At 53.6% G+C, this 12,557-nt stretch carries 13 protein-coding genes; 6 read left to right on the top strand and 7 right to left on the bottom strand.

Going from position 1 to position 12,557, the window contains the following annotated elements; all coding sequences use genetic code 11:
• Positions 1-26 precede the first annotated feature (26 nt).
• The 4 genes from JYE50_RS13770 to JYE50_RS13755 all read left to right on the top strand — a co-directional run bounded on the left by JYE50_RS13770 (position 27) and on the right by JYE50_RS13755 (position 3,326).
• Positions 27-503 carry an RNA polymerase sigma factor gene (locus JYE50_RS13770; RefSeq protein WP_084096168.1) on the top strand — a complete coding sequence of 159 codons (477 nt, stop codon included), beginning with the start codon at positions 27-29 and terminating at the stop codon, positions 501-503.
• Positions 504-506: 3 nt separating this feature from the next.
• Positions 507-1,631 carry a hypothetical protein gene (locus tag JYE50_RS13765; protein WP_084096167.1) on the top strand — a complete coding sequence of 375 codons (1,125 nt, stop codon included), beginning with the start codon at positions 507-509 and terminating at the stop codon, positions 1,629-1,631.
• 191 nt (positions 1,632-1,822) lie between these two features.
• On the top strand, positions 1,823-2,347 hold the full coding sequence (locus JYE50_RS13760) for an RNA polymerase sigma factor (protein WP_179138355.1): 525 nt from the start codon (positions 1,823-1,825) through the stop codon (positions 2,345-2,347).
• A complete protein-coding gene (locus JYE50_RS13755) occupies positions 2,340-3,326 on the top strand; it encodes a hypothetical protein (RefSeq protein WP_084096165.1) in 987 nt (328 codons plus the stop codon). The genes JYE50_RS13760 and JYE50_RS13755 overlap by 8 nt, the downstream gene beginning before the upstream one ends.
• Before the next feature lie 94 nt (positions 3,327-3,420).
• Here JYE50_RS13755 and JYE50_RS13750 read toward each other — a convergent pair whose 3' ends face one another.
• The 7 genes from JYE50_RS13750 to JYE50_RS13720 all read right to left on the bottom strand — a co-directional run bounded on the left by JYE50_RS13750 (position 3,421) and on the right by JYE50_RS13720 (position 10,324).
• Complete coding sequence (locus JYE50_RS13750; RefSeq protein WP_084096164.1) at positions 3,421-4,713, bottom strand: helix-turn-helix domain-containing protein; 1,293 nt, start codon at positions 4,711-4,713, stop codon at positions 3,421-3,423.
• A 137-nt stretch (positions 4,714-4,850) separates the two neighbouring features.
• Positions 4,851-5,453, bottom strand: a complete 603-nt coding sequence (locus JYE50_RS13745; RefSeq protein WP_084096163.1) for a class I SAM-dependent methyltransferase — start codon at positions 5,451-5,453, stop codon at positions 4,851-4,853.
• Positions 5,450-6,172, bottom strand: a complete 723-nt coding sequence (locus JYE50_RS13740; RefSeq protein WP_283399223.1) for a pseudouridine synthase — start codon at positions 6,170-6,172, stop codon at positions 5,450-5,452. Before JYE50_RS13740 ends, JYE50_RS13745 begins: the two co-directional genes overlap by 4 nt.
• Positions 6,173-6,182: 10 nt before the next feature.
• A complete protein-coding gene (locus JYE50_RS13735) occupies positions 6,183-7,004 on the bottom strand; it encodes a hypothetical protein (protein WP_084096162.1) in 822 nt (273 codons plus the stop codon).
• Between the two features lie 114 nt (positions 7,005-7,118).
• Positions 7,119-7,646: a hypothetical protein gene (locus tag JYE50_RS13730; protein WP_084096161.1), complete on the bottom strand. Its 528-nt coding sequence runs from the start codon at positions 7,644-7,646 to the stop codon at positions 7,119-7,121.
• Positions 7,647-7,683: 37 nt separating this feature from the next.
• Positions 7,684-8,190 (bottom strand): hypothetical protein, encoded by a 507-nt coding sequence (locus tag JYE50_RS13725; protein ID WP_084096160.1) that lies wholly within the window; start codon positions 8,188-8,190, stop codon positions 7,684-7,686.
• A gap of 163 nt (positions 8,191-8,353) precedes the next feature.
• Positions 8,354-10,324 (bottom strand): clostripain-related cysteine peptidase, encoded by a 1,971-nt coding sequence (locus JYE50_RS13720; protein ID WP_084096159.1) that lies wholly within the window; start codon positions 10,322-10,324, stop codon positions 8,354-8,356.
• A 142-nt stretch (positions 10,325-10,466) separates the two neighbouring features.
• On the opposite strand from JYE50_RS13720, the gene JYE50_RS13715 reads away from it, so the two are divergent.
• Complete coding sequence (locus tag JYE50_RS13715; RefSeq protein WP_084096158.1) at positions 10,467-11,219, top strand: LytR/AlgR family response regulator transcription factor; 753 nt, start codon at positions 10,467-10,469, stop codon at positions 11,217-11,219.
• Positions 11,216-12,517: an ATP-binding protein gene (locus JYE50_RS13710; RefSeq protein WP_084096157.1), complete on the top strand. Its 1,302-nt coding sequence runs from the start codon at positions 11,216-11,218 to the stop codon at positions 12,515-12,517. The genes JYE50_RS13715 and JYE50_RS13710 overlap by 4 nt, the downstream gene beginning before the upstream one ends.
• The last annotated feature ends 40 nt before the right edge of the window (positions 12,518-12,557 follow it).

Genomic DNA, 12,557 nt, shown 5'->3' with positions numbered 1-12,557 from the left:
CCGATACAGGAAAGGATTGGACGTCCATGACTGAATTCGAATTTGAACAGCAGGTAACCGCGCTGACCCAGCAAATGTACCGGGTCTCTGCCAGCCTGCTGCGCAGCCCCCAGGACCGGCAGGATGCCGTGCAGGAATGCGTATGGAAAGCCTGGCGCAAGCTGCCCCAGTTGCGCGATGAGAGTCTTTTTAAGGCCTGGATCATGCGTATTCTTGTCAACGAATGCAAACGGATGCACCGCGCTCACTGGCGTGAAGTGGCAGTGGATGAGATAGAGATCGAACAACCGGACGGCGTGGATAACCGCCTGCGGGATGAAGTGCTTCACAGTGCTGTGATGCAGCTTCCCGAAAAGCTGCGGCTCGCCGTGACACTCTTTTATATCGACGGCTTTTCCATGCGCGAGACAGCACAGATACTTCGCTGTCCCGAAGGCACAGTCAAGCAACGATTGCATCGGGCAAGAACTGCACTGCGTATTTTGCTGGAAAAGGAGGTGTAAGGAATGAAGGATTTGAACTGGAAAGACTGCTTTGAGCCTGCCCCGGAAGCTTTTGAGGCCTCCGTCCGGTATGCGCTGCAGACCAAGGAGGAAAAACAAATGAAAAGGATAATCCCGCGATCCGCGGTGATCGCTATTGCTCTGATCCTGGCCCTGATGGCCACAGCCCTTGCCTTCAGCGGGGACATCCTGAACTTCCTGCATACAGATAATATCGGCGAAGTACAGATTCAGAAACCGGATGTCAAAGTAGATTACAAGGCAGATGGAATTATAAAGGAGATCCGTGTTGACGAAGCCGTGTGTGACGGCCGCTCTGTTCATATGCTGGTCACCTGTATTGCTGATCCTGAAAAAGGTGCACTGCTCTGGGGTTTTGACTGGGATAAGGATCTGGATACCCTTCCTTACGCCGGCGAACGTGCGGCAGCCCCGAAGGTATATGTTCTTAACCCCTCTGATCTGGTTGTTAAAACCGGCGACAAGCAGTATGAAATAATGCAGGGCCTGGATGAGCGCTATGATTCAGCCTGTTCCATCTCAATGGATATTACTTTCTTTATTGATGAGATGGAACTGGGCGACACCATGACTGTTTCCAGTGCATTCTCGCTCTATAAGTTTGTCCTGAATGATGATTTCACCATGCCGACCGCTGAAAAAGTGCCCTTCAGTGTGACCCTGCCCGTCCAGACTGTTGAGACCCATACATATGAAGCAACCAACCTGCCCATTAAACTGGAAAACTACAAGGTGCTTTCAGCCAGAGTAATCACAACGGATATGGGATGCTACGTCGAAGTGGAAGTGGAAGATGATTATGATCCGGAGGAATATGAAAACTCCATGGTGGAGGATGAGGAAGGCTGTTCCGTTCCCACCATCACCCTGCCGCTCCACGGCAGTCCATGGTTCCGTGTACTGGATAAAGACGGAAAAGAGATTCCCTGCATGACAAACGAGTGGAAAGATCTGGAAAGATTCAGCGATGCTGAAGAATGGATGCATCTGCTGATCAAGGTAATGGTTCCTTCCGCTGATATTGGCAGCACCATCACCGTCCAGCCGCTGGACACTGACACCGGGGAACGCTTTACTCCTTATACCCTTGAGCTGGTAGAACGTTGATTATGCTGACACAATCATCATAAGTCATTCATGCTGTCCCGTTGCTCTGCAAAGCACCGGGACAGTCTTTTTTCTTTTCCGGGGAAATGATAAACTGTTTTATAATTTGACAGGCATCAGCATAATTCTGTCACATATACGATATTTTTCGTTTCTCATTTGTCTATATGAGTACAGGAGGTGATGATCACGTGAGCAGTGTTACGGGCCCGGATACTGCCCCGAATCGAAATCTGAAGTTTGAACAACTCGTAGACAAGTATCAGAAACCGGTACTTCATATGTGTTATCTCTATCTCTGCGACAAATCATTAGCCGAAGACGCCGTACAGGATACATTCCTGAAGGTTTATAAAAGCATGGAAACTTTCCGATATGAAAGCAGCGAGAAAACATGGATCATGAAGATCGCCATCAATACTTGCTGCAACATCAATCGTTCCGGCTGGTTTCGCTTTTTTAACCACAAAGTCACGCCTGAAATGATGCCGGATAAAGAAGTTCAAACAAATGAAAACGATGAAGAGTTGACAACAGCCGTTACTAAGCTGCCGATAAAACTGCGCGAAGTCATTCTTCTGCACTATTATCAGGGACTGAAAGTCAATGAGATTGCTGATGCCTTGGGTATTTCACAATCCTCTGTTTCCGGGCGGCTGAAACGAGGACGTGAAAAGCTTAAGTGTATTCTGGAAGGGAGAGAGCTTGATGAATAATAAGAAGATATCAGCCGATGAATTCCATGCTTCTGTTGAACGCCAGCTTTCCGGCCTGAAGCCCGATCCCTGGCTTGCTCAGCGCATCGAAGCATCTGAGAAGGAGGAAAAGTCAGTGAAAAAAATATCTGCTACGTTTATTCTGCTCGCCGCAATCATCTGCGTCAGTGTGACCGCCCTGGCAGCAGGTCTTATCTTTTCCCGGAAAGTGGACGATATGACTCTGGCAAGCCGGGAACTTGAGAAAGCATATGGCATCACATCCACCATGCAGGGCAGCTATTTTGTAAGAGAAGTTGAACAGACCGATCAGGAAACCGTTGTCTCATTTGCAGGCCTTGAAAACCTGCGCTATGTTCTCGGTGAGTACACTGTAACCGTAAAGGACGGAAAAGCAACTGCGATCTGGAGTCGCGACGGTGAAGACACAGCCGGAGGATTTGAGGCGGATGCCTGGGGCGTGGAGCAGTTGAATGCAATGCTGGACTGGGATAAGAATAATCGCGATCCCAATCAGCCCGATTATTATCCGCTTGCTGCGGAGATTGCCCAAAGGCATCAGGCGGAATACCGCTGTGACGGAATGCCTTCAGAAGATGAAATCAATACCCTCACAAAGCTTCGGCAGGAAGAGGCTGATCAGTCACGTTCCGTAGCAAAGCTTACAGAAAAGGAAATGATCGAACTGGCCCGTCAGGCCATAGCCTCTGTATATAACCTGACCGATGATCAGATGAATCTCTTAAAATGCTTCCAGGAAACCGGGAACATTGATGAAGATACATGCTATTACGGTATTGAAGACGAAAAACCGGTCTTTTCCGTATGGTTCAACCTGTGTCAGGGGCAGACCGGCAGTACTCCGGGCACCCGTCCGGATTTTGTGGAAAAGGACGGAATCTATGTGGTGGATGTCAACGTGGAAACCGGTGTTATTGAATCCACTCTTTACGATTCCGGGCTGTGCGCAAACGAATAATACGGGAAAGAGCCCTTCAGGCTGTCCCTCCGCGTTAATCCGGAAGAAACACCCCGTCCGTACAGACGGGGTGTTTCCTTGTTTCTCCCGGAAATTACAGCTTCAGTTTATCAAAGTTCCGGATGATCCACCGGGTCATTTTGAGATTGGTTTCATATTGGTCCCGGTACCTGTCCTTGTCCGCAAACCAGGCGGTGGAGATCAGCTGGTTGGTCAGGACCATGTACGGAACAGCTTCTTTCTCCTCTGCGGTCAGGCGCACCACGGAATCATACCCGTACAGGATCTCTTTCAGGATCCCGGTCCATCTGGCCAGTTTTGTCTCATTCCCCTCCTCAAAGGTTTCAGACAGGATCGCCGTTGCGGCATAGCAGGGATCAAATGTTCTCACATTTCGCTCGCTCAGCTCAAAGTCAATGAACCCCCATTTATCTCCGGAGACGATGATATTCCCCGGATTGGGATCCCTGTGGATCATCTGCCGCGGCAGCGCACCGTACAGTCTCTCCATTGCCCGCAGATAATTCTCTGTAAATGCGCTGTCAGCGGACAGCGTTTCTTTCAATGCCGGAAGTGCCCAGTCCCGGACTGCCGCAAAGGAATCCGCCTCATCCGCCGGCACATCGATCTGCTGAAGCGCCAGATCCAGCTGGCCGATAATCTCGCCGATAAACCGGCCTTTCTGCTCAAAATCTTCCAGGTAAACCTTGCTGGCAAGAACGCGCTCTCCCTTCACCCGCCGGGTGAGGAAGAAATACAGTTCTCCTTTTTGCACATACTCTTTTCCGTCCTTTGTCGGCACGACGGCCGGCGCATACAGCCCGACATTCTCCAGTGCTTTGGTGATGCGGATCGCCCTGGCCACATTGCCAGGATTTCCTGTATATTTGATCACATAGTCTGTTCCGATATACTTTGCGGTATCGCTGATCGCTCCGCTTTCCGGATATACCACATCCGCGACGGTTTCATCCTCCAGGCCCCAGCAGGCCAGGATCTCCTGGATTTTCCGGTGGCTCATCATGATATGCTCCTCCTGTAAAAGGTTGATTCTGTATGGTTTTTTCGTCCTGAATTCACGGAGGTAATCAGCAGGTGTATAGCCCAGTTCCCGCACAAAGGCCTTGTAGAATCCGGCATACGTTTCAAAGCCGTATTCAGCGACCGCCTCCGTCTTTTTCCGCCCGGAGCCGATATCGTAAATCGCGTTCTGCAGTTTTCTCCTGAGGATATACTGCATCACCGGCATTCCCGTTACGCCCTGAAAGATCCGGTAGAAATGAAAAACGGAATATCCCGCGATATCCGCAAGCTCCGCCGCCGTGATCTCCGTGCGGAGATTGTTTTCGATATAATCGATGATCTCCTGCATCTGTTCCTTATACACGCTGATCCCTCCTTTCCCTGGTTTTGCAGCCGCATACAGATCATAACCCGTTCACAGTTCAGAATCATTTCCTGCCTTGCTGTTCTTTGAACAAAAAAACGGATCCGGTATTCATCAGCCGGGTCCGTTCAGATATCTCATGCCTTTGGTTCGGAAGCCTTCAGGATCCAGAATCCGCCTGATTTGTCCAGCTTCTCAACGCTGTCAAACAGAGTCTTCAGGTACTTCATGCAGCTTTCCGCGCCTTGCTGTTTCCGGATCACCAGATACAGCGCCCCGCCGGGATTCAGGCTCTTTGCTGCATCCGCGAACATCTTGTAGATCACCTGTTTCCCTGCCCGGATCGGCGGGTTGGTCACCACCGCGTCAAAAGTCTTTCCCTCCACGGCAGCCATGCCGTCGCTCTCGATGCAGGTGACTTCCGCCTTGTTCCGTTTCGCGTTGTCCCGGCTCAGGTCCAGCGCACGGGTGTTCACGTCCGCCATGGTGACCCGGGTTTCCGGCCACTTCCGCGCAATGGTGATCCCGATCACGCCCCAGCCGCAGCCCAGGTCCAGGATATCGCCTTTCATATCCTCCGGCAGCGCTTCCAGCAAAAGCCGGGTGCCGGTATCCACCTCTCCCTTGGAAAACACGCCCGCGTCCGTCCGGAAGGTCAGGTTCAGGCCCCGGTAAGCAAACGCGCAGTCCACAGGCTTTGATTCGCTCTGCGGTACCCGGGTGTAATAATGATCGTTCATGCGTCCCCCATGCCTGCGGCCTCCCGCAGGGCTTTCAGCTCTTCGTCTGTCAGTTCCCGCCACTGTCCTTCCGCCAGTTCCGGATCCAGCTCCAGCGGACCGAAAGCACAGCGGTGCAGCTCCAGTACCTCATGGCCCACAGCGGAAAACATCCGCTTTACCTGGTGGAACTTTCCCTCAGAAATAACCACCTCTGCCAGGGACGGTTTCAGGATCGTCAGTTTCGCCGGCTGTGCGGTAAAGTCTCCCAGGTCCATACCCGCCGCGAAGGTTTCAATGTCTTTCGGCTCCAGTTCGCCTTCCACCAGCGCCCGGTACCGCTTGTCCACATGCCTTCCGGGGCTCAGCAGCCGGTGGTTCAGTTCCCCGTCGCAGGTCAGCACCAGCAGTCCCGTCGTGTCCTTATCCAGCCGGCCCACAGGCATACAGCCGATACTCCGGTAAACCGGCGGCAGCAGGTCCATCACCGTGGGTTGTTTCGCGTCCCGGGCCGCAGTCAGCAGTCCGGCGGGCTTATGCAGCATCACATGGCGGACCACCCGTCCGTCCAGGGGCTTTCCGTTCACCGCCAGGCTGTCTTCCTCTGTTTCAAAAGAAAGGGCGGGATCCCGGATGACCCGCCCATTCACCGCTGCCTGACCGCCGCGGATCCATTGTTTGACTTCACTCCGGCTGCCGACAGACAGCGTCGCCAGCCAGCGGTCCAGTCTCATCTTCATACCGGTATTCTTACTCCTTCTCCAGGCCGTTGACAAAAGCAGCAGGGATCAGGGAACGAAGCGGCAGCAGCGGGATCGTCAGGATCGCGCCAACCGCAAGAATGATCAGGGTTCCCCTGAGGGACGGCAGGGACATTGTATTTGTGATAATGGCGTTCAGGTTCTTCAGTGCCGGCAGGTAACGGATGATCACCGCAACGATCGCGATAATGATCGGCAGCAGGGCAATCAGGGAACTCAGCCAGCAAAGCACGATCTTTCCATGATGTCCCTTTACCAGTTTTGGATTATTCCGGACAAACGCGTGCCGGTCACCGCTGTGGAAGGCGCATCCGAAAGCCAGCAGGAGCAGCGCTGCCACAAGGATCAGGATCAGGTACAGGATACCTGTCATCAGCTCCCCGCCGCCGAAACTCTTGATCATACGCATTACGGTAATGCCGTCCGTTGTGCCTGCCATGTGGATCCGGACGATCACCACACAGGCGATCAGCGGAGCTGCCCAGAACAGCAGCATCAGGGCACGCTTCAGCCCGTAAAGCAGCTTCTTCCCATAGGAGGAAGGATCCACCAGCCGGTAGCTGAACAGGCTGCCTTCACCAAAAGCATCCCGCATGGCATCTGCCGCGTTCACCCGCGCCCAGAAAACCAGCAGGATCCAGAAAGGAACCGCCAGCAGCGCAAGCATCTTCAGCTTGTCATCCGTCAGGAACAGCAGCGGGGTAACGGCAGCCAGCGTAATGCAGGCCTCCACAACCAGGAATTTCACGGTTGCCCCGAAGCGGTCGAAATATACCCGGAACGCGTCTTTCAGTGCCGCGGAAATCTTCATGCAGGTTTTCCTCCTGTCCATCTTTTCCCGTGTATTATACCGGTTTTAGCCATTCATTGCAATAAAACAGGACGTACCGTGTCTTCGGTACGTCCTGGCTGTATAAGCTGTAAATTACTGAGCGTCCTGGATGGAAGCGGTCAGGATGCCGGCCAGTTCAGCAAAGCCTTCATCGTCCATGGGAGCAAAGCTGATGGTCAGGATCTTGGTCTCGTCCACATCGATAACCACGTTGGAGGACTTCACGCCGTTCACAACCAGGTCATAGGACAGGGCATTACGGCCGTTCAGGACAGCCACTTCAATGTCTGTGGCACCGGCTTTTTCCAGCTCAGCCACAAAAGCATCGCCGTCCATTTCGCCCAGGTCCTGATAGGTGAAGGAGATACGGCCGGCACCGTCGGCGGTGCTCAGCAGGGCGATCACGCCGGCAGCCTTCTGCTCGTCAGAAACTTCCACGCTTCCGAAGATGGAAGGGATGTACATCATGACGCCGAGATCGGCGATCGGAGCAAACTGACCTTCGATCTGGGCGGCCTTTTCTTCAACATCGGCCCAGTTGATTTCATTGGTTTCTTCGGCGTACGCGCAGGCGCACAGCATCAGGCACAGGGCCAGGAGCAGGGCAAACAGCTTCTTCATAGGTTTTTCCTCTTCTTTCCTTTATGAATCTTGTTTTTTATTTGGCGGACTGGATGGAGCTGACGATATAAGCAACAACAGAAGAAAGGTTTTCATCAGACAGCTTGCCGCAAGTGACTTCCAGGATATAACCCATTTCAGTGGTGAAAGCCACGCAGGCAACATCCTTTTCCTTGAGCATGTAGCTCAGAGCAGGCAGGCCGTTTACGGTGCCGGCTTCGATTTCGGAAACTTCTGCGTCTTCCTTCAGCGCAGCTTCGTATTCTTCCAGGCTCATGCCGTTCATATCGACATACTGAACAGCAACAGCAGAGTTCTCGTCAGCGAAATATCCAATGTAGCCGTTTTCACGGTCGTCATCGCTCAGCTCAACAGCCTGCAGAGTGTCGGGGATCCAGATCTTGACGCTGATTTCGTCAAAGGTCTTGAACTCGCCGGCGATCTGGGAAGCAGCTTCTTCAACGTCGGACCAATTCAGGTCAGCAGCAAAAGCAGCAGAGCACAGCATGCACAGGGCCAGGATCAGTACTACCAGTTTCTTCATTGGGTTCCTCTTCTTTCTTTTCGGGAGTCATTCTCCCGTTTTTTAGGCCTTTCGGCTCACACAACGTTGTATATAATAGGTTTTTTCCTTTCCTGAATCAACAAAACTGGGACAAATGTCCGTAAAACAGGGACGAGTTGCAGAACCCGTCCCTGTCCTTAGATCACAGTTCAAAAGCGATCATATCGCTCATGGTGTAATCACCGAAAATATCGTTGAAAACAAAGCAGAAGAGCATGGGTGTCGGTTCTTCCTCATCGCCCATATCCTCATAGGTAACGGTCATGCCGTCCTGCCAGATGATCGGGTCACCCTCAAACTCCGTTTCCTGCAGGTCTTCCTTGCCGTCTTCCTCATAATACATGGTATAGACCGGGATAATCTCATCCCCGTTCTTCAGCCGTGTTGTGGTACGGATCGGCAGGCCATTATCATCATAACCGGCATTTGCGCCGATGATCCGGCCCTCTGTGCCGTTTGCCGGGAACACGACCACCAGGTAGGTATACTCACCGTTCAGCTTCACCGGAATCAGGCTCCGGCGGCTGTGATCATTGCTGGTCTGGTCGTACAGTGGAACCGGCTGCCCGCCGAACACCGGCCAGGTACCGTCAAACAGGCTGACCACTGTACCGGTGTTCCAGTCCACCAGGTTGTTCTGCATCGTGCCGAAGTCCACATAGCATTCCATCTCGTCATCGCTCATGTCCATCAGCAGCATACCTTCCACATAGTCCAGATATGCCAGGTCCTCCTGGCTCAGCTCCGCGGTAAAGCCCTGGTCATCATCGTCATAGCTGAAATCATCCCACCAGCTGTATCCCTCTTCTTCCTCATAGCATTCCTCTTCGTCGTCCCAGAGGAACCCGCCGTAAATGGAGGAATAGGAGGACATCATGCTCTGCGTATCAATGGTATCCGCGCCGACCTGGCAGGTTCCGGAAGCGGAGAAATGATAGTTTCCGCCTACCAGTTCGCTCACATATCCGTTCACAAACTCCACCCAGTTGGGGATCACTCCTGTCAGGTTGAAGCCTTCCCGATATTCATCAAAAGATTCAGCCGTATCCTGGGGCATCAGGATGGACAGGCCGCAGCAGGTATCCAGGTTGTCCGTCTGCGCGCTGGCGATCACCGCTTCGGACAGGCACTTTCGTGCCTCCGCGGCTTTTGCCGTATCAAACTGCGCGTAGGCATCCAGCACAGCGCCCAGGTCCACCATGTCCCAGCTTCCGTCATCAAAGGAGCCGAAGGTATACATCCGGCTGCGTCCGCGGCGGATAAAGGACAGGTTGCCGCCCTCAATTTCCCCGGTCATCACGGAAGCAAACTGTTCCATGCTCTTCGCCAGCTCGCCGACCTTGGACAGCCGCACCGCGCTCAGCGTCAGGTAATCGTCCGGATCGTTCGCCAGTCCGGCTTCCATGAAAGTATCAATGATCGCGCCGCACAGGTCTTCATTGGAAATACCGGGATCATCCTTCAGCATCTCCAGCCAGCCGGTATAATTCCAGCCGGTTCCCGGTTCCAGTTCCTCACTGGCCACATAAAAGTCAACCGGATGCCCGGCCAGCATGGCCGCCATCTCATAGGTACCCATCATACAGGCATCGCAGCCGAAAATATCAATATGGAAATCCGGCACGCTCTTTTCCAGATTTTCAAGTGCCTCATTAATCTCCACAATGGTCAGGCCGTCATCCCCGGCAGTCTCGTCAAAGCAGACGCCGCCTTCCGAACCGGCACCATGGTCCCACAGCACCGCGACCGTCCGGTCTGCCGGATACTCTTTCAGGCCGAAGCTCAGGAACTGCTCCAGGCTGTCCGGGTCGCCCATGGAGCCGCGGCCCCAGTCCTGCAGTTCTTCAAAATATCCGTCCCGGATCACAGCCAGCGTCCGGGAATTGGCCTTCAGGTCATCCAGAAGCCATTCCTTCGCGCCGCCGGCCAGCACCACCACATTGATGGAATCCCCGGCTTCCACTTCCGCCATCTCCACCAGGTCCTGGCAGGCATCTTCCTGCAGGTCTGTTCCGCACATGTAAACCAGCAGGGTGGTGGTTTCGGCGCAGGCAGCTGCTACGGCAAGAAGCAGTGCCAGCAGCACAGCAAAGCCAATACACGCTTTCTTCATATCTATATACCTCCGTTCTGTCCGCCGGATATTGTATGCCGACAGTATTTTCCGTACAAGAAAACTGGGACGAGTGGCAAAAATCCGGGACGAGTGTTATACTGTGTTCCGTGCGCCGCACAGGTAAAGGAGGAAACAGCGCATGCACATTGCACTTGCCGATGATCGTCCGGACGCCCGGAAAAAGCTTTCCGAAGCATTGAGTGACTTTGCTTTCCGGAATGGTCTTCATTTTGATATTCATGCTTTCCCAAGCGGGGAGGCGCTGCTGGAAGCCAGCGTTTCCACCCGCTTTTCCGTCATATTCCTCGATGTCTTCATGGACGGCATGTCCGGTATTGAAACCGCCGCGAAGATCCGGGAAACCGATGAGGATGTCTGTCTGGTCTTCCTGACCACCAGCAACGAGCACCAGGCCCAGGCCATTCACCTGCACGTTTATGACTACATCAACAAGGATGAAGGTTCCGAAGCGGTATACCGGGTCATGGACCGTCTTCTCCGCAGGCACCTGCGCGATACACGTCCGTCCCTGCAGTTTTCCGCCGGCAAAACGGAAATCTCCCTTCCTTATAATGACCTGGTCTGCCTGACCGCCGACCGGAACTATCTGGTCATCCACAGCCGCCAGAAGATGCAGTACCGTCCGCGGATGACGCTTTCCTCCATCTGGCCGCAGCTGGAGCAGGATGGCCGTTTCCTGCAGGTCCTCCGGGGCGTCATTGTCAACATGGACTATATCACCGACATCTCCGGCAACACCTGCTGTCTCCAGGGAGATCTTCGTCTCCCGATCAGCGTCCGGAACCGCCGGAGAATCGAGCAGCTCTGGACAGACTATACTTTCTCAAAGATACGCCGTGAAAGCATGGCGGATGGAGGCAATAACCCGTGATTCCCGCCCTGCTCTCATTTATGATGGTCATTCCCGCCCAGGCCCTGTGCCTGCTGCCCATGTGCCACCAGTTCCGGCGCGGCTGGAAAAGGACCATCCTGATCATGACTGCCCTGAACACGGTTTCCCTGCCGCTGGCCGCTTTTGTCACCTGGCATTTCTCGCTGGACATCAACTATGTCCTGCTGCCCCTGCTGCTGGTCTTTTTCGGGTTCTATCAGTTCTGCCTGAAATGCCCTGTCAGCAAGTCCCTGTCCACTTTCCTGTCTGTCTGCGCCCTGATGGCCATTCTCTGCAACCTGACCTGCGCCATCGAAGCCTCCATGGATCCTTCTATCGGTGCGGACACCCTCAGCGTCCGTTCCGCCCTGCTCCAGCTGGGCGTCAACGCCCTGGCCGCCGGGATCCTGGCTTTTCCCTTCCTGAAATACGGCAGCAGGCTGATGGATCTTCTGAACCTGCAGAAGATCTGGTTTATGACCCTTCCCTTCTCTGCTGTGCTGATCATCTGCAACCTGTTCATCCGGCCTCTGAAGTATGAGACCCTGTTTGTGAACAATGTCTTCCGGTCTTTCCTGTTCTCCATCTTTTCCTTCCTGATCCTGTGGAACCTGCTGTGCGTCATCTACTACCAGATTGTTATGGGCGTTATGAACGCGTCCCGCACAATGGAACGGGTCCGGATGCTGGAGATGCAGGAGAGCCAGTTTGAGTCCCAGCAGGAATACATGGAGTCTTTTTCCCGCGCCCGTCATGATTTCCGTCAGCACATCCTGACCATGAAGAACCTCTATCATGAGGGGTCCTATTCCCGCCTGGGCGAGTATATCGATGAGTATTATGATTCCCTTCCCAGCCCGGAAACAAAGCAGTACTGTCCGAACAGGGCGCTGAACGCCCTGCTGAACTTCTACGCCGGAAAAGCAAAGGAAAGCAGTATCCGCGCTTCCTTCCGTTTCGACCTTCCCCGGAAAATCTCCGTTTCAGATGTGGATCTGTGTACCATCGTCGGCAACATCCTGGAAAACGCCATCGCTGCCTGCATGGACCTGCCGGAAGAAGAGAGAATGCTGTCCCTTTCGGGCCTGACGCAGAATCACCGCCTCTATATCGTGGCAACCAACAGCTTCAACGGTCAGGTCCGGGAGCGGAACGGTGTGTATCTGTCCCTCCGTCACAGCGGAAACGGCATCGGTCTCAACTCCGTCCGGGCTTCCGCGGAAAAGTATCACGGCAAAGCGGAATTCTCCCATAACGAAAAGGAATTCCACAGCAATGTCCTGCTGGTCCTGGAGTAAAGAAACGAATATAAGATGAGGCACGGTTCCTGTCGGACCG

The sequence above is a fragment of the Aristaeella lactis genome (assembly GCF_018118585.1).
In the GTDB taxonomy this organism is placed as follows: Bacteria; Bacillota; Clostridia; order Christensenellales; family Aristaeellaceae; genus Aristaeella; species Aristaeella lactis.
This window is presented reverse-complemented; position numbering and strand designations above follow the sequence as displayed.